This window comes from Fibrobacter sp. UWEL (genome assembly GCF_900142535.1).
Lineage (GTDB): Bacteria > Fibrobacterota > Fibrobacteria > Fibrobacterales > Fibrobacteraceae > Fibrobacter.
Window position 1 is genome coordinate 137,169 of sequence record NZ_FRBE01000005.1, and the last position, 17,431, is coordinate 154,599.

11 protein-coding genes and 2 tRNA genes are annotated in these 17,431 nt (G+C 48.9%); 5 read left to right on the plus strand and 8 right to left on the minus strand.

The window, feature by feature from the left end:
• The first annotated feature begins 45 nt into the window (after nt 1–45).
• Complete coding sequence (locus BUB59_RS05030) at nt 46–957, plus strand: AAA family ATPase (protein WP_143160231.1); 912 nt, start codon at nt 46–48, stop codon at nt 955–957.
• A 481-nt stretch (nt 958–1,438) separates the two neighbouring features.
• On the opposite strand, the gene BUB59_RS05035 is transcribed toward BUB59_RS05030, so the two are convergent.
• The 4 genes from BUB59_RS05035 to BUB59_RS05050 all read right to left on the minus strand — a co-directional run bounded on the left by BUB59_RS05035 (nt 1,439) and on the right by BUB59_RS05050 (nt 5,988).
• The gene (locus BUB59_RS05035; protein WP_143160232.1) at nt 1,439–2,359 is read right to left on the minus strand and encodes a fibrobacter succinogenes major paralogous domain-containing protein; all 921 of its coding nucleotides are present in this window, start codon (nt 2,357–2,359) and stop codon (nt 1,439–1,441) included.
• Nucleotides 2,360–2,398: 39 nt separating this feature from the next.
• Nucleotides 2,399–3,028 carry a hypothetical protein gene (locus tag BUB59_RS05040; protein ID WP_143160233.1) on the minus strand — a complete coding sequence of 210 codons (630 nt, stop codon included), beginning with the start codon at nt 3,026–3,028 and terminating at the stop codon, nt 2,399–2,401.
• 136 nt (nt 3,029–3,164) lie between these two features.
• Nucleotides 3,165–5,057 carry a fibrobacter succinogenes major paralogous domain-containing protein gene (locus BUB59_RS05045; protein ID WP_234979948.1) on the minus strand — a complete coding sequence of 631 codons (1,893 nt, stop codon included), beginning with the start codon at nt 5,055–5,057 and terminating at the stop codon, nt 3,165–3,167.
• Nucleotides 5,008–5,988, minus strand: a complete 981-nt coding sequence (locus BUB59_RS05050) for a hypothetical protein (RefSeq protein WP_073226441.1) — start codon at nt 5,986–5,988, stop codon at nt 5,008–5,010. The genes BUB59_RS05045 and BUB59_RS05050 overlap by 50 nt, the downstream gene beginning before the upstream one ends.
• A 232-nt stretch (nt 5,989–6,220) precedes the next feature.
• Here BUB59_RS05050 and BUB59_RS05055 point away from each other — a divergent pair, with 232 nt between their 5' ends.
• From BUB59_RS05055 to BUB59_RS05065, 3 genes are all read left to right on the plus strand, one after another.
• Nucleotides 6,221–6,766, plus strand: a complete 546-nt coding sequence (locus BUB59_RS05055) for a peptidylprolyl isomerase (protein WP_073156333.1) — start codon at nt 6,221–6,223, stop codon at nt 6,764–6,766.
• A gap of 125 nt (nt 6,767–6,891) precedes the next feature.
• A tRNA-Ala gene (locus BUB59_RS05060) sits at nt 6,892–6,964 on the plus strand.
• Between the two features lie 168 nt (nt 6,965–7,132).
• Nucleotides 7,133–9,112, plus strand: coding sequence for a M23 family metallopeptidase (locus BUB59_RS05065; protein ID WP_073226444.1), 1,980 nt, complete (start codon nt 7,133–7,135; stop codon nt 9,110–9,112).
• A gap of 265 nt (nt 9,113–9,377) precedes the next feature.
• Here BUB59_RS05065 and BUB59_RS05070 read toward each other — a convergent pair whose 3' ends face one another.
• The 4 genes from BUB59_RS05070 to BUB59_RS05085 all read right to left on the minus strand — a co-directional run bounded on the left by BUB59_RS05070 (nt 9,378) and on the right by BUB59_RS05085 (nt 13,983).
• Nucleotides 9,378–9,959: a 50S ribosomal protein L25 gene (locus tag BUB59_RS05070; protein WP_073226447.1), complete on the minus strand. Its 582-nt coding sequence runs from the start codon at nt 9,957–9,959 to the stop codon at nt 9,378–9,380.
• A 38-nt stretch (nt 9,960–9,997) separates the two neighbouring features.
• Nucleotides 9,998–10,069: transfer RNA gene (locus BUB59_RS05075), tRNA-Gln, on the minus strand.
• Nucleotides 10,070–10,103: 34 nt separating this feature from the next.
• Nucleotides 10,104–10,991, minus strand: coding sequence for a 4-(cytidine 5'-diphospho)-2-C-methyl-D-erythritol kinase (gene ispE, locus BUB59_RS05080; RefSeq protein ID WP_073226449.1), 888 nt, complete (start codon nt 10,989–10,991; stop codon nt 10,104–10,106).
• Nucleotides 10,992–11,100: 109 nt separating this feature from the next.
• The gene (locus BUB59_RS05085) at nt 11,101–13,983 is read right to left on the minus strand and encodes a DNA translocase FtsK (RefSeq protein ID WP_234979949.1); all 2,883 of its coding nucleotides are present in this window, start codon (nt 13,981–13,983) and stop codon (nt 11,101–11,103) included.
• Nucleotides 13,984–14,261: 278 nt separating this feature from the next.
• On the opposite strand from BUB59_RS05085, the gene BUB59_RS05090 reads away from it, so the two are divergent.
• Complete coding sequence (locus tag BUB59_RS05090) at nt 14,262–17,426, plus strand: CHASE2 domain-containing protein (RefSeq protein WP_073226455.1); 3,165 nt, start codon at nt 14,262–14,264, stop codon at nt 17,424–17,426.
• Nucleotides 17,427–17,431 lie beyond the last annotated feature (5 nt).

Consider the following 17,431-nt stretch of genomic DNA (forward strand, 5'->3'; position numbering starts at 1 on the left):
TTCAACAAAATAAAGGAGCAGAACAAAAATGCAACCTGCTTCTATATGGATATTTTTCCGACAAGGTCCCTGGAGCAATTTACCGCTCTGTTCGGGAAAACTGTTTTAGGAACGTTGGACAGTCTCGGAAAGAAAGCGTTGAACACGGCAATCCAGGCGTTCAAAAGTTGCAAAGTTGTTGTTTCCGCAGACCCCATTACAGGGAGTCCTCAATCTGCCCTTGAATTCCTGCCTCAGCAAACCAAAAATACTTTAGATGAAATTTTTTCGTACCTAAAAAATTCAGACAAGGAATGCTTTATCGCCATTGACGAATTTCAGCAAATCGCAGAATATGACGACGAAAATGTAGAAGCATTGCTTCGCTCCAAAATTCAATTTTGTCCCAACGTGCATTTCATCTTTTCTGGCAGCAAGCATCACCTGATGTCAGAAATGTTCAGTTCCGTCGAGCATCCGTTCTATCGCAGCACCGAAATTGTCAACCTTCACGCAATCACTGAAGAAGCCTATTACGAGTTCGCAAATCACTGGATGAAAATAGCCGGAATCAAATTTCCTCGCGAGATTTTTTCAGCCTTATACCAGCGCCTCGAAGGCCACACCTGGTACATGCAAAGCATTTTAAACCGGCTCTATGAAATGCGTCCAGAGGAAATTTCGCAGAAACACATCAACGACTGCATTTTGCGAATCATCAACTCCGAAACGGATTCTTACCAGCGCTTGTTCAGTTCACTTACGGCAAACCAAAATCACTTGCTGACGGCAATCGCTCAAGAAGGAACCGTCGCAAACATCAACGCAAGTGCATTTATTGGCAAATACAAGCTCAAGGCAGCAAGCAGCGTAAACCGCGCTTTGGAACACTTGCTAGACAAGGAATTTGTGATGGACACCCCCAAAGGGTATGTTGTCTATGACAAGTTTTTTACCCTTTGGCTCAAGGGATTGTAAAAAGCAAAGGGGTGTTCAACATTCCCCTTTACGGAATTGGTGCGTTGATGAAGTGAATCACGCACAAAATACTTTGCGCATTGTTGTATGTTTCAATACATTTTACTCTGCGCACTATGCTGATAGATGGTGCGCGTCGAATTGGCAGAAGCTATGTCCTCGAAAAATTACACAACCACATCTCTACATGATTTCAAAAAGAAATTCGGAATACGAATCGGGCAATGCTAGATCATCCATCCGAAGACCTTCTCCAAAAGGAAAGATGGAATCATTTGCATTCCCCCATACATGACCATGTGCCTATAGAAAACGCCCCAGGGGATTGTTTCCCTGGGGCGATTGTTTTCAAGGCTTTGCTTCGCTAAGCCTTGGCTAAGATAACGCAGAGCGCTTCCTTAGTTAGAGGGCGCCAAGGCGCCCACGCTCATGCTCGGACATATAGACAAACAAGTTTGTCTATGCGTCACTCGCCATCGCTTTAGTCCTGGAGACAACGAACAGAGAGCGCGTGGGCCTTGTAGAAGTCGTAGAAGTCCGCGCCGTCGCCGCTGATTTTCAAGATGTAGGCGCCGCCGCTGCTGCTCTCCGTAGAAGACCAAAAGTAGGCGCGGCTGCCCATCCAGCGGGAATCCCCCTCGAATCTCCAGCCTGCAGGGAGCGCGGAGAAGCCGTAGGCGTCCGTTCCATTGCCATTTTCATTCCAATCACCAACAGATTTCAATTTAGTTCCTGCAACATCAGAACCGCCAACGGCATCTATAAGTGTTTCAAATTCAACCATGCTGGGCAAATGCCATCCTTCAGGACAAGCAACCAATGCGGCATTCCATTCATACAAACGACCATACATATCGCAGTTGAAAGCGTAATCAGCATAGCAATAAACCGATGCGTAATTCCATTTATACAGGCAACCATACTTGTCGCTGTTGGCCGCGTCATCTTCATAACAATAATAACTGATGTCAATTTTGTAATTTAAGTTCTCCGCCATCCAAGTTTGTTTTCCAATCTTTACGGTCTTGTAAATCCGACCATCACGAGAATCCTTAAGTTCCCCATAGCCGATGTTTTGCTGGACGGAAGAACCTCTGGAACTACTAGATGCCCCTCCTTTTTGACTAGAACTTGACTTCACTATATCCACAGCCTCATCATCACGGACCCAGTCGCCGCCTTTACAAACATAGCCTTCACCACTTTCAACAACAAAGCCCGTGGCGCCCTCCTTCTTTGATGTACAGTGAGGCAAATCTTCAAAATCGTCCGCCTCGTAGTCGGCATTGCTTATCGGGCCAGTCGGCTCGTTATCGGTTGCCTTGGTAGAATTGTCGTCACCACAGGCAACGAACAAAATGGAAACAGCAGCTGCCATTCCTATTTTCTTGAAAATTCCCATATTTTACCTCAGAAGACTTTATTTTATTTATCTTTTGCGCTATTTCACCAACACCGTTTCGACAAATTGCCAAGCATATACTTTCAACCGATAATCGCGGTCAACACCAGTAATCGAGGAAGGAATCTGAATATTCGACAGGATCGTCTTCATAACAAGCTGGCTTTTCTTAAACCAGGAATCACTTTTCTTAAAAGAATATCGAGACAAGAAATTTTCATCAACAAGCAACTCTAAAAAACGATTCATCAGGCCCGGAGAATAGATGTTGAAAAGATCGTTGTTGAAGACGCTGGTAAAGCGATTTGTACGAGCATAAAAATGCTTCCCGTATTCATCGCCGACAGCAGCTGTAAGAGATTGCCAATTTGCTTCAGAGGGATCATTAGCAACTTTTTTCAGGAATGGAAAACTCGAAGATTTTGTAGTCATTGGGCGATCTTTTGTCGGGAAACAATCCGCTTGGATTTTGCCACCCATAACCGTATCCTGGTCATTCCACAAAGCGAGCAGGTCTGCATCAGAAAGATTTTTTGCAGATATGTTACCCACAAGCGCAACATAGTTCGGTTGCACTTGTCTATAGAATGGTTCTGCAGCCCAGCAACCAGCAACCATATCGTCAAATAATTTTTGAAGATCCATTTTACATTCCTTTGTATTTTTCATCCTTGATCCTCGAGTTGAGTACACTTGGCCAAGGGCTGTGATTTATTTTACGCCTTTCCTTTTGCGCTATGCGCTTGGGGAAAGGCGGGTTTAAGCGCCCGCTGCTGCAGGCGCTTGCTAGTGGCGCTACGCGCCCCTAGTTAGAGTCCTGGAGACAACGAACGGAGCGACCGCAGTACTTATCGTAGTAGTACATGCTGGCAGTCTCGTAGCCGTAGTACAAGCGCATGTAATAGGCGTAGTAGCTACTGTCCTCGCTAGCAGACCAGAAGAGGGCGTAGTCGCCGGCACCGATGAAATAGCCATCGTCGTACCTGTAGCCCGCAGGGAGCGCGGAGAAGCCGTAGGCATCCGATCCGTTGCCATTGCTGTGCCAGCCAGTGGTGGACTTGAGAACCTTACCAGCAGTACTGGAACCACCAACGGCATTTCTTAGTGTATCAAATTCAGCCTCACTGGGCAAATGCCATCCTTCAGGGCATACACCTCGAACAGTTCCGCTAATAATACAAGTTTCTTTGTAGCCACAGGCCTTGCCTGCGGTAGAGAATACCGCCGCAGAATCTATTGCCGCAGACCAGGTATATAAGCGACCATACTTGGCACATGAATCCGCACTGTTATTATAGCAATAGCTACTGGCTGAACCCTCATTGTATTCATACCTCAAGTTCTCCGCCATCCAAGTTTGGGCTCCAATGGTAGTCATCATATATACTCTTCCATCTCTGGCATCAACAAAGGTTTCATGGGTAGAAAGAGTTCGAATAGAGTCCAAAGCATTCGCCACTCTAAACGAGTCTGCATCACACACATAACTCTTAACTGCGGTTGAATTTCCATACAACATCGCACTAATTTTTCCATCCTTGGTACAATTACCAAGTACCCATGCTTTGTCAACATTCCATGAACCATTAGAACAAGTGTATGTATGGATAGCATTTTTGAATTCAACTGAATTTCCGTCCAAATAGCTAACGCACGCCGTCCCCAAAGCACTATCCAAAGGAGTTGCTCTTACAAATTCATTGTTTGTGAATTTATAGAGTTTGCCATCGCTGAACTTTACGATTGATCCATCTTTATAGATCCAAGTTCCATTTTCACAAGTGAGAGAAATGTCTTTCAATTTCGATTCAACGCCATCCAAATAGCTAACACACCCCTTTTCTACAAAGGTTTCGAATTCGCTAGCCTCTCTAAACTTGTCTGCATCACACACATAGTATTTTTCATCGCTGAACTTGTTCAGTTTGCCATCGGTTGTGCATTCCGTGTAATACTTATCCACTTCGATATCAGTTGCTTCACGCCAGAGTAAATCACGAGAATTACGAGGATCAGTTGCACAGATGTAATACTTGTCCTTGTCAATATTTCCCGGGATAATCAAGCCTTCTACGTCGCAAACTTGGTTGCGAGTATTACGTTCAAACTCGTCGATATCACGCCAATAATAAACCTTTTCCGCATAATAATCCCCTCGCCGCTTAAATCCACTACTCCCAAATTGAGTGCTGTACCACAGGGTATCGCACAAGAAGTAATTTCCATTATGAACACTGGCTGCATTCTGGTTTTTCTTGATTGTACCAAAGCGGTCTTCGGTGCACTTGCCAACACCATATTCGCTGGCCCAGAAGTCATTAACATACTTTTCAAACATAGGTACGACTCTAGAAAGTTTCCAACCTTCCACATTCTTACGGTAGTTAGCAAACATCTTTGCGCTGTCGGCGGCAAAGGCAAAGTCTGCGATCACAGTGCGGGCAGACTTACCGGTCCAAGCACCGTCTTCCTTGATGTCTTCACGGAAATCCTTCATCATGGCCTTTACATCAAATTCGGTATTGGTAATTGCACCCTGAATCATGATGCTCACGGCAAGCAAGGCTCCATTGGCAGCGCCATCTTTCGTAATATCCAACTGTTCTGCAGAAAGCTTGTTCCCTGAGGCATCTACGGCAACATCGGCATCAATGTGGAACGCAGCAAGCACTTCGGTCAGGGCCCTTTTTTTTTGCACCGGCAATATTGTAGCCTTCGTTTTGCACCAAATATTTTACGCGTTCGTATTCAAGGTTCGTGAGCATGTTGATGTTTGCGCCTTTCTGCACATCTACGATGGCTCCAATGGTCATTTGCAAGTTGCTCTTGTTGCCTGTAAGTTCGCTACGGTAATAGCCGCTGGCCTCAATCATGGCAAACTGGCTGGGCATTTCCAAATCGCAAAAGGTATAGGTTCCAATGCTGTTGTTGAACGACTCGTTCAATGTATCGCCAACAGGGAGCAAGTTCTTGCCATCCAGCGGGATAATGCGGTAAGTGGAACCCTGCAGGTACGGGCCCTTCTGTGCCACACCTTCAATGGAACCGCCAGTAATTTTCACCGGGTCACGGTTCGTAAAGTCTTCTGCGTCGGCTTCATAGCTGGAGCTGCTCCAGATTGCCGTATCCAGGTAGCAATAGAGCGGAGCGTTCGGGTCTTCGGTTTTTAAGCAAATCACCTGAGTTTCTGTATCTTCGGGTGGATTTTCCACCGGATTCCAGAATCCTTCGTAGCACTTGTAGGTGGAGCCCTCGTAACCCATGTACTTTCCGTCAAAATCGGCGGCGCACTTGCGCAAGGTCACAGAACCACCACCAGAACTGCTGGACTCGCTGTTCTCTTTTTCGCCACTGCTAGACGACCCAGTTTTTTGACTTGAGCTAGACTTCACTACATCCACAGCCTCATCGTCGCGTACCCAGTCGCCGCCTTTACAAACATAGCCTTCGCCACTTTCTATAACAAAACCTGTAGCCCCCTCCTTCTTGGAGGTGCAGTTGGGCAAATCTTCATAATCGTCAACCTCGTAGTCAGCATCACTTACCGGGCCGGATGACTCGTTATTGCTCGCCTTGGTAGAATTGTCGTCACCACAAGCAACGAACAAAATGGAAACAGCAGCTGCCATTCCTATTTTCCTAAAAATTCCCATAGTTCACCTCTGAAAGGTTTTAATTTGCTTACCTTTTGCGGAATGTAAAAAAAAAAAACAGACGTCAATAAATTGAGACAAAGCTCCTATTTTTCGTTAATTTCCCTAAAATTTTTATGTATATTGCCTAGAAAACACCCCTCGAGTCCCACTTTTGGACCTCTTACCAGGTTCCTCGGGCCTCGAACCTAAATACAGGAGATATTCCATGGCTTTTAATCAGCTGGACAAGCCCCAGGCAGGCGAAACCATCGCCATTATGACCACCAACCACGGCGTGATGAAGTTGCGTCTTTTCGAAGAACGCGTCGGCGAATGCGCAACCAACTTCATTGAACTGGCCAAGCAGGGCAAGTACGATGGCGCCCCCTTCCACCGCATCATTTCTGGTTTCATGATCCAGGGCGGCGACTTCACCAACCGTAACGGTACCGGTGGCCACGCTGCAGGCGGTCCGGGCACCACCATCGGCGACAAGTACGACCCGTGCCTCACCCACATGCGCGGCGCACTCAGCTGGGCAAAGACCATGATGCCCCACTCCATCGGTTCCCAGTTCTTCATCGTCCACGGCGAAGACGTTCACTTCCTGGACCATCCGGCAAACGGTGGCCCTGCTGAAGGTTACTCCGTGTTCGGCCAGCTCTACGAAGGCTTCGAAGTTCTGGACGAAATCGCCGGCGTTAAGACCGACCGTCGCGACGCACCTTACGAAGACGTGATCATCGAATCCGTAAAAATTGAAAAAGCATAAGAGCTTTGAGCCTTGAGCTTTGAGGAAACGCAGGAGAAATCCTGCGTTTTTTCACTTTTCTAAAAAAAATGCACCACGCCCCTTGACAACATCCAAATAAATTTCAATATTTGGCGTACCCTAATGGGGTTATAGCTCAGTTGGTAGAGCGCCTGCATGGCATGCAGGAGGTCAGGAGTTCGACTCTCCTTAGCTCCACTGAAAAAAGAGGTTTGCTTTCTTATTAAGCGAACCTCTTTTTTATTCCCTCAATCATCCAGCCTATTTCGTAAATACAAGCTTATTATTCGGGACGATTCGTCTCATTCCTAAAAACTTGGTTCCTTTCGTTTTTTATATTTTGTTCGAAGAGAAGGAATTGGGAAAATGAGTATTTTGTTCAACAAGCTCAAATTCATTGCCACTTTTGGCATCGCTGTCGCAGCAACCTCCTTTGCCGAGGAATGCGACGAGAAGACTATGGACGCATTCGCCTACGAAGACTGCATCGCAGCTCAGAATGGCGCCGAGGTGGACAACACCGACTTTAGCAAGCGTCCCGCAGCAAATGCGGAGGTTAAGCCCGCTGTTGAAAAGTACAGCCCCTTCGGCAAGACCGCCTACCTCACCTCCTCCTTTGGCGAGAACCGCGGCACACGCTACCACATGGGCATTGACTATTCCACCGACATGGTAGAAGGCTGGGCAGTCCTCACTCCGGAAGACGGTTACGTGAAGGAAGTGAAGGTCTCCCCCTACGGATACGGCAAAGTCATGTATTACAAGGGCAACAGCGGCAAGACTTGGGTGTTCGCACACCAGAGCAGCTTCGGGCCCCACTTGGATTCCCTCCTAATCAAGAAGATGATCGCCTCCAAGAAGAACGATGTGTCCATCACGCCCAACACCGTTCATAAGAAAGGCGACACCCTGACCTTCGCAGGCAGCACCGGTATCGGCAATCCTCATCTCCACCTGGAAATGAAGATGAACGACAACAAGGTACTCTCTCCCTGCGGTCACGACGTCCTTTGCGGCGACTCCATCGCCCCTCAGGTATTTGCAGCAGCAGCCCTCTACAAGAATGATGTGGCATTCACCTCCAAAGAAGCTCTGGACCAGGGTTGCGTAGAAACTCCGATTCCCAACACATTCTCTAACGACGTGCCCGTGCAGGTCGCCTTCAAGATTGTTGACTACAGCCGTCTGCCCAAGGAAAACCCCATGGCAGTCCGCCGTGTTGACCTGTACCGCTACGACGAAAAGGTTTTCAGCAAGGTTCTGGACACCATTACCTTCCCCAATTCCGTTAAGATTCGTGACGAACTGCTATGGGCAGAAGAAGCAGACACCCTGGGCGACTGGCATTTTATCAAGATTGGGCTTCCGCCCCAGTCCTCCTACCGTCTGGAAGTGGAAGACTTCGTGGGGAACGTGACCACCAAGAAGTTCAACCTGAAGTCCAACTGCAAGAACAACGAGCCCTTCAAGAAGACTCACTATCAGGAAACTCCGCTGTTCACCTACTTGTCCAGAGCCATGATTGACTTCAGCAAGTGCAGCGAAGGTTACGATTTCGAAGTTTACGACAAGGAAGACAACCTCCTGTCTAGCAACCTCTGCAAGATGTATCCCAAGAAGTTCGCAACAGTCGCAAAGATTGGCGAAACCTTCCCCACCATCGCCTACATCAAGTACGGCAAGGGATCCCAGGCAGAAAAGATCTACGTTCACTACCAGGAAAACAAAACTTCTAACATCAACTGGAAGGCCCAAGTCGACGGCATGGAAATTCTCCAGAGAATCTCCGGAGCAACGAACATTAGCAATAACGGCAACATTGCCCTGGCCTTCGTGAAGCACCATACCGACAGCCTGGATTACTTTGAATTCCACCCCAAGGGAATGCAGTTCTTCGGCAAGTGGGACATTTGCATCGATGACAATACCGCCAAGGGCCCCCTGTACTGGCTTGGGGAAACCAGCCGTAACTGGTTTATCTTCAGCAAGCAGACCAAGGGCAAGAATCGTTGTGCAAGCGCTAACGAAATCCGCGATATTGCAGCCATTGATAATCCCAACGCCCCCACCCTGGGATTTGCCTACTGGGGCACCACCATCTTTGGCGGACTTCACGCACCGGCTCTCAAGATACCCGTCATGTACAAGTATGCGGGCATTGAAAACGGAAACGCAATTACCGTGAAGTACAAGAACAAGTGGATTCCGGTGGAATACGATTCCGAACCTAGGGAGCTGGTCATCCTTGGCGAACAGCTGCCCGAAGATAATGAAACCATTACCGTCCAGATCGTAGACGAAGCCGGCCACAGAGCCACCTACGACGTAACCATTCCCGAACTCTAAGAAACAAGTTTGAGATAGAAAAGAGCAACCCTAACGGGTTGCTCTTTTTTGACCCGCACAAAGCGGTCTAAGTGTGAGCAAAAAGGCTCTGGTATAAACCAGAGCCTTTTTAGCGAGAGTTTGCGCACAGCGTAGGTTTTATCCTAGATGCATTGCGCAAACGGTCTTCCCGTGAACAAAAGGCCCCGGCTTTTCGCCAGGGCCTTTTGTGAGAGTTTGCGCACATCGTAGGTTTTATCCTAGATGTACTGCGCAAACGGTCTAATTAAGCTTCTTCAGAAGCCTTTGCGCCACGCTTAGCGGTGATGTTGAAGATCACGACGCGCGGAGTGCAAGCCAGTTCCACACCTTCAGCCAGCTTGAGGTCCTTGGCGTAGAAAGTAGTGGGAGCAGGATAGCTGGAGATATCCATTTCGATCACGGTCGGAATGTTTGCCGGAGCAGCAGCCAACTGGATGTAGCGGTTCTGCTGAGCAAAGGTACCACCCTGAGTCTTAACACCAACCGGAAGGCCGTTCAGCTTAACGGGAACGCGAACCTTAACCTTGGTGGTTTCATCAATCTTCAGGAAGTCAACGTGGATGATTTCCTGAGTCAGGGGATCCTTCTGGTAGTTGTAAACAACTGCAGCATTGCCTTCCTTGCCATCGATAACGAGGTCAAGAAGGGTGTAGCGCTTGCCCGGGGCGAGGACCTTGCGAAGATCAGCAGCACTGATGCTGATGTTCACGTTTTCCTGACCCTTACCATAATAGGAAGCCGGAATCTGGCCAGCCTTACGAAGGCGTGCGTTGTCGCGGCTCTTGCCTAACACTCTCGAGGTTGCAACGAGCTTAGTGAGTTCCATAATTTACTCCATTTGAGTTTATGTTTTAAAAGAAAACATTGGGATAGCTGGACTCGAACCAGCGAATAACGGAATCAAAATCCGTTGTCTTACCACTTGACGATATCCCAATGGTGGCGCAAATATAGTATTTACGCCAGATTTTTAAAGGGCGGGCACCCAAAAGCGGGTGACTTTTTGGTAGCGAGAAATGTCTTTCATGGCATCCGCGGCCTTTTGCGCCTGATCCTTGCTAGCAAAGATTCCAAAGACGGAAGCCCCCGAGCCGGACATCAAGGTACACTTGGCGCCCAGACGGAGGAATTCGGCCTTCATTTGTTCTACCAGCGGGTGCAGGGGGAACACAGAACCTTCAAAGGCATTGAAGAAAGATTCCGGCTGGAGCAGGAATTCGGTGGCAGATCCCGATTGGGCGGAAGCCTTGTAGGCATCCCAACGGGCAGGTCCGGACTTGGCAACACCTGCGTAGGCATCCTTCGTGGGAACGGCGTCCTTGGGGGTACAAATCAGCAGATATTCACCTTCGGGAAGCTGCAAAGGGCTAATGAAAGTGAGCTTTTCGCCAATACCTTCGGCAAAAGCGGTACCACCACGAACCAGGAAGGGCACATCGGCGCCAAGCTTAGCGCCAATTGCTTCTAGAGTCTCTGCGGGGAAATTCACATTCCAGAGGCGGTTGAGGAGTCTGAGGGCCGCTGCAGCATCTGCACTGCCTCCCCCGAGGCCTGCGCCAAGAGGCATGACCTTTTCGAGGTAAATGTCAGCACCGAAACTATCGGCACCAGCCACACCCTGTTCCACCGCGAAAGCTTTGAGAGCCGCGGCAGCCTTATAGACCAAATCAGACTGAACGGGGTATTCCTGCGGATTATTGTAAGTCAGGACAATGTTACCATCATTACGAACTTCTGCACTGACCGTATCACCAGCGTCTACCGTCTGGAAGACCGTACCCAAATCATGGTAGCCGTCTTCACGTTTGCGAATGACATCAAGAAACAAATTAATCTTAGAAGGCGCGTATTCTTTCATTGTTCATCGTTCATTGTTTATTGATAACTAACGTTATCCATTAATGCTGCGGCTCGGTCATGTCAAAACTACGTTTTGCCGCGACTCTCGCCTTGTTATTAATTGTTCATTATCTAAAGGTTCCAGATCGTTCCATCTGCATCAGTTCATCCATCCCTACCAGCATGGCACGAGGTTTAGAGTTTCCCTTACTGGGGCCGCAAACGCCCAAGCCGTAGAGCTGGTCAACAATCTTACCGGCACGGCTATACCCCACACTAAAGTGGCGCTGCACTGCGGAAGTGGAAAGACCACTGACTTCAATTGCCCAGCAGGCCACGTCAAAGAGCAGGGGATCAAGCTTACCCAGCTGCTTGCCGCCTTCCCCATCGTCATCCCCATCCACACCTTCGGAAACATCGAAGGATTCGACCTGAGGATAGTAGACGTTCTGGTTAGAGCAAGCATCTGCCAGCTTTTCCGCTTCCTCATCGCTGAGGAATGCACCATGGACGCGAACCGGATCAGGATCGTTCACAGCCTTGAACAGCATGTCGCCACGGCCCAGCAACTTTTCGGCGCCGGCGTGATCCATCACAGTACGGGCATCAATCTGGGATGCCACCTTAAAGCTAATTCGAGTAGGCAGGTTGGCCTTGATAATACCCGTAATCACCTTCACAGACGGACGCTGAGTTGCAAGGACCAGATGAATGCCCACCGCACGAGCCTTAGCAGCCAGGCGGGCTACGGACTTTTCAATCTCCTTACCGGCAACCATCATGAGATCCGCCATTTCGTCGATAATCACCACGATAAACGGCATGCGATGGCCCTTGTCTTCGTCCGGAATATCATCGGGAAGTTCGCCCGCTTCAAACTTGGCGTTAAAACCACCGATGTTACGAACCTTTGCCGTTGCAAGCACTTCGGTACGGCGGTCCATTTCATAACAGAGCCATTGCAAAGCCTGAATGGCAATTTCGGGTTTGGTAATCACAGGCGCCAAGAGGTGCGGGATATTTTCGTACATCTTCAGTTCCACAGCCTTCGGGTCCACAAGAATCATGCGGAGTTCGTCGGGAGTCTTACTGAACAGCATACTTGCCATGAGAGCGTTAATACAGACGGACTTACCAGAACCCGTCTGACCAGCAATCAGCAAGTGAGGAGCCTTTGCCAGATCCATGGTGAATGCTTCGCCGGTAATATCCTTACCCAAGGCCACCTGAATCTTTTCCGGAGTGGGAGCGAACTTTTCGCTTTCGAACACATCCTTACTGAATACCGTCTGGAACTTACGATTGGGAATTTCAATACCTACGGCGGCCTTACCGGGAATGGGCGCCAGGATACGGACGGAGGACACACGCAGAGGCATGGCCAAATCTTCCTGCAAGGCGGTAAAGCGGCTTACCTTAACACCAGGACCCGGCTCCACTTCAAAGCGGGTAATCATGGGGCCCGTTTCGCAACCGATGACACGGCCCTTCACCTTGAAGTTTTCCAGCTTTTCTTCCAGCATCTTACCGATGGCGTTCAGTTCGTCTTCCGTATAATCGGCGGTCTGGGCTTCATGATCGTTCAGAATGTCGGAGATGGACGGAACCTTATACTCATCATATGCAGTAGGTTCCCGCGGGGGAATGCTAGCAGCGCGAGCTCCCGCCATGGAATTTCCGGAAGGAACCAAGGTCTTGTCCTGGAATTCCACGTTATCCTGAGGTTCATCATCGTCGGCGCCATAAACTACAGGCGCAAAAGTATCATCCTCATTTTCGGGAGCGCTTCTAAACTCAGTAGCGGCACCATCCCCACCCAGCAGGTCTTCTGCGTTAATCGCTGGCTTAGTATTTTCCACAGCAGGTTCGTCAGCAGCAACTTCGGCAGCCATTTCAGCTGCAACTGCACCATCATTCTTTCGAAGGATGTTCTTGCTCAAAACCGTATTGCGGCCCGTTACGGGACTTGCCCCGGCAGCCACAGGAGCGGCCATCGGCGCAGTCATTGGAGCGGCAGGTTCCTCGGACGCAGCCTGAGGTGGAACAGTCGGTTCAATAGCAGCGCCATCACGACGGACATCACCCTTTACCTGCATACGTCCCTTGCGGTCCTTTTCCCAGGCAATCAGGTCGCCGGCACGACGAAGGGCGGAAATCTTTTCCTTCACTTCCACAATTTCCAGAGCATTCATCTTGCGAATGTTCTGACGCAAATATTCTTCCAATCTACGGATTTCGGGGTCTTCGTTCTTGTCGTATTCGCCGCCCGCAGCGGTAGAACCTTCGGATGCTGCAGTAGCCATCGTTTCCGCGCCCTTTACGAAGGTGTCCTTATCCACGACCACTTCATCGCCAGGCATCCCGGAAACGCTTTCCAGACTCATATCCTGATCCAGCCAGTTCTTACGGCCATTGAAGGGAGCAAGAACTCCCTTGCGCTTGATCTTGAATTCGTCGGGTTCCAGGAAGACCGTATTGTCATCCATGTAAATACCCTTGCGGTTGGTTGCCACAGGTTCTTCGACGAACTCCTTGGACTTTTTGCGGTTAGGCTCCACGATGGTCGCTTCCACAGGTTCCACATCCTCAACGTCCTTTTTCCTTGCTAGACTAGACATCCAGCGGGATCCCTTTACCAGGAAGCTGAAATGTCTGGGGCGAAGGCCAAAGGAAAGGATGAGGATCAAGGCGAGAGTAAGGACAAGAATTCCCAGGGGGGCGGCAGCCGATGCCTTACCGAAAATGGAGTACCACACATTCTGGGTAAAGAACTGGCCCACAAAGCCGCCGTTTTCCAGGAGAACATCACTTTTTACGCCAGACAGGCCATACCCTCTGAGAGAAAGCAGGAACGAAATATTCAGAGTCAGAAAAGAAAGGCCAAGGGAATAACGCAGAATCTTGCCCGAGAAAGCAAGGGTCACGCCCCAGGCCATCAAGGCAAAGGTAAAGAGAATGACGGCAACCTTGCCAAACAGCATGGTTACAACATTGGGTACAATTTCTCCCAAATAGGGTCCTAGCCAATTGCCCCCTTCTCCACTATAGACAGAACTCACGCATCCTAAAAGAAGGAGGGCACCAATTGCTAGCAGGAACCAACCTGCAATAATCCGACCAAAACCCTGGTCTTCCGCCCCTTTTACTCCCCCGGACTTCGGCTTAGAACCTTTCTTAGCCGTTTTCTTTTTTTGAGTAGCCAAATCGCCTCCGATTTTTACTTCTCAAATATAGTCTATAATTTTGACGCTCAAATGACAAACGGGCTTATCTTATTATCTTTCCTTCTATGAAAGTCAAGTTGTCGAAACAAGTCAAGAAGGTTTTGTCCGGTATCATCGGCTCCTCCATTGTGGTGGTTTTGCTGATTGTTTTTGGAAGTTCCCAAAACGATATGACCGGATCCATCCGAAACGGAGCGGAAGCTCTCGAGAACCTTTTGTACGACCAGTTTTCGAAACGCATTACCAACACCAATCTAGATGAAGCCCTGGATGGCGATTACGAACTTACCGATGGCACATCCTCTACAGGTAGCGCCAAAATCAAGCTAGCCAACAATTACGACCCCAACATTCTGATTGTCGATATTGACGAACCTGCCCTTGCAAAACTGGGTCCCTACAACGAATGGGACCGATTTATCCATGCCGACGTAGTCAAGAACTTGAATAATGGCGGTGCATCTGCAATCGGCTTCGATATTATGTTTAAAACGGCGGACTTCGGAAAGCTGAAGACCCAGCAGGTACGAGAACTCCTGCACGACGTAAACGATACGGAAAACTGGGACTCCCTGGACTCCAGAATTCGCTCTTATTATAACTACGACTCCATGCTGGTATCCTCCGTTGCAGAAGGTGGCGTGTCCATCGTATGCGACATGTTTGACGATTCCAAGGCATACAAGTTTGAATCCCAATGGCGCCCCCTCAGTACAGAAGCTCGCGCTGCCGAAGTGGGTTACGGTTCCACCTTTGAATTAAGCCAGGCGGACAAGCCGGATAACATCGAAGCAAAGGACCTGCTGGATAACGTTTTCCCCGAATTGGCCAACGCAGGCGCAAGACTGGGTTCCGTCAACGCCTATCCCGACAACGACGGTGTGGTCCGCCGCATTTCCATGCTTTACAGATTCCCCAATCCGGATATCTTCCCCGAGGCGGACACCAAGATTTATTCCACCATGTCCCTCATGACAATTCTCCACCTGTTCCATCAGGACCCGAAAAAGGTGGAAATCAAGATGGGAAAGTACATCAACCTGGGGAAGCCCTTCGGTATCTACAAGGACCAGAAGGGAGAGATGCACACCACCTATCCCAACTTCAGTTACCCCATGTTCCTGGAGTTGAAGAAACGTCTTGCCGAAAAAGACATCAAGAAAAAAGCAACGCTTGACTTCCAGGATATTTCCTCCAAGATCATTGCCACCAAATTGGAAGAAGGGAACGTCAACTTCGAAATATTCGAAGGACAGGTTCTTTCCGACGAACTGTCCCGAGTACTCCCGGATGTGACACCTGAAATGCTTAAAAAGGTAAACGACGGCGAAGAAGTCACCGTCCATGAAGGTTTCACCTTGAAGCAGGATGAGGATGGTCCCAACCGTTACGTCCTTACGGATGAGGACAATGAAGACGAAGCCATTATTACGGACTACATCGTAAATACACTGCATTACTTCAAGGATTCCCTTCAGAATATCCCCGTCAACAAGCCCATCCATCTATCCCTGGACATGGACCTTCATTACAGCAAGGTCAAGAAAGCGTGGATGTCCAACATCGCCATTTTGTCGGACTACGTCATTCGCGAAATTCAGGCCATCAACGAAAAAGAAATCACGTCCCTGAAGCCCGGTGAAGAACTTCGCTTTGGCCGCGAAAAGAAAATTCCCATCAATAAGTACGGAAGTTTCCGAGTCAACTATAAGGGCAAGTACAACACAGACGAACCCAAGAGAACTTTCCAGCATCTTTCTTATTACGACGTCACCAAGAACCGCATTGACCCCGGTCTCTATCAAGGAAAAATCTTCATTCTAGGTTCTGCAGCACCGGCTCTATTCGACTTTGTGCACACCTCCCACGAAGAAAACTACCCCGCCGTGTTGATTCACGCCACCATCATCAAGAACATCCTAGAAGATGATTATCTGGTGGTAATGGATGACTACAGACAGGCAATCATCATCATATTCCTGGCCCTGCTCTGCGTTATCTTCGGTCTTTATTTCAAGGGATACGTTTCTGCCCTCATTTCCATTTTGATCATGAGCGCCTACATCTTTGTTGCCTACCAGTACTTTGGTCACGGCCTTTACATCGGCGTTTCCAGACAGTTACTCACGGTCATCTTTATTAACATCATCACATTGGTCGTTCAGTTCTATTTTGAAAATCGAGAAAAGAAGTTCATCAACAACGTGTTTAAACAGTACATCTCCCCGGAACTGATTGACAACATGGTGAACAACGAAATTATGCCCACGCTCGGTGGTGAAAAGTCTCACATATCCGCCTACTTTACTGACATTGCAAGTTTCTCTACCTTCTCCGAAAAAATTGGCGACCCGAGTAAACTGGTTACGTTGTTAAATGAATATTTGACTGGAATGACAGACACCCTGCTGGACAACAAGGGCACCCTGGACAAATACGAAGGTGACGCCATCATCGCATTCTTCGGCGCCCCGATGCCCTTGGAAAACCACGCCCAGAGCGCCTGTGATGCAGCAGTCGGCATGCAGAGAAAACTCATGCTGCTCCGTAAGACCTGGGCAAGCCAGGGAGACATGTGGCCCAAGGTTGTTCACGACATGCACATGAGAATCGGTATCAACTCCGGCGACATCGTGACGGGAAACATGGGTTCCAACATGCGTAAGAACTACACCATGATGGGTGACGCGGTGAACCTGGCCGCACGTCTCGAAAGTGCTGCCAAGCAATACGGCGCCTACATTCAAATAAGTGAAGACACCGAACGAATGCTGGAAACAGGAAGGTTCATTTACCGTTCCCTGGATACCGTCCGTGTTGTGGGTAAGAGCCTCCCCGTTAAGACCTTTGAAATTCTGGAACGTACCAGACGTGCCGATGACGAAGAAATCAACAAACTTCGTATCAAGCCCAAGCGTACGGACAAGGACCAGGAAAGAATTAGATTGCTTAAGGCCACAAGATGCGAACCCGAACAGGAAGAAGAACTCCTGAAGCTGGTGAAAATCTGGGAAGAAGCCCGCAAGTGCTATCTGGAAATGAAGTGGGACGAAGCAATCGAACTCTTCACCCAATGCCTAGACCTGGAACCCCACCATCCCGAAAGAGACCCCGGCAGCAAGCAGTGTCCCTCACAGGTATACATCAAGCGTTGTCAGCAGTACAAGATCAACCCGCCCGTAGCCCCCGGCGAACTCTGGGACGGCGTATTCACCGCTACTGAGAAGTAAATTTC

Excerpts from the sequence above, each read along its gene's own strand:
- BUB59_RS05030 (WP_143160231.1), top strand. The coding sequence starts at position 46 with ATGGATATTTTTCCGACAAGGTCCCTGGAGCAATTTACCGCTCTGTTC.
- BUB59_RS05035 (WP_143160232.1), bottom strand. The coding sequence starts at position 2,359 with ATGGGAATTTTCAAGAAAATAGGAATGGCAGCTGCTGTTTCCATTTTG.
- BUB59_RS05040 (WP_143160233.1), bottom strand. The coding sequence starts at position 3,028 with ATGAAAAATACAAAGGAATGTAAAATGGATCTTCAAAAATTATTTGAC.
- BUB59_RS05050 (WP_073226441.1), bottom strand. The coding sequence starts at position 5,988 with ATGGCAGCTGCTGTTTCCATTTTGTTCGTTGCTTGTGGTGACGACAAT.
- BUB59_RS05055 (WP_073156333.1), top strand. The coding sequence starts at position 6,221 with ATGGCTTTTAATCAGCTGGACAAGCCCCAGGCAGGCGAAACCATCGCC.
- BUB59_RS05065 (WP_073226444.1), top strand. The coding sequence starts at position 7,133 with ATGAGTATTTTGTTCAACAAGCTCAAATTCATTGCCACTTTTGGCATC.
- BUB59_RS05070 (WP_073226447.1), bottom strand. The coding sequence starts at position 9,959 with ATGGAACTCACTAAGCTCGTTGCAACCTCGAGAGTGTTAGGCAAGAGC.
- ispE (WP_073226449.1), bottom strand. The coding sequence starts at position 10,991 with ATGAAAGAATACGCGCCTTCTAAGATTAATTTGTTTCTTGATGTCATT.
- BUB59_RS05090 (WP_073226455.1), top strand. The coding sequence starts at position 14,262 with ATGAAAGTCAAGTTGTCGAAACAAGTCAAGAAGGTTTTGTCCGGTATC.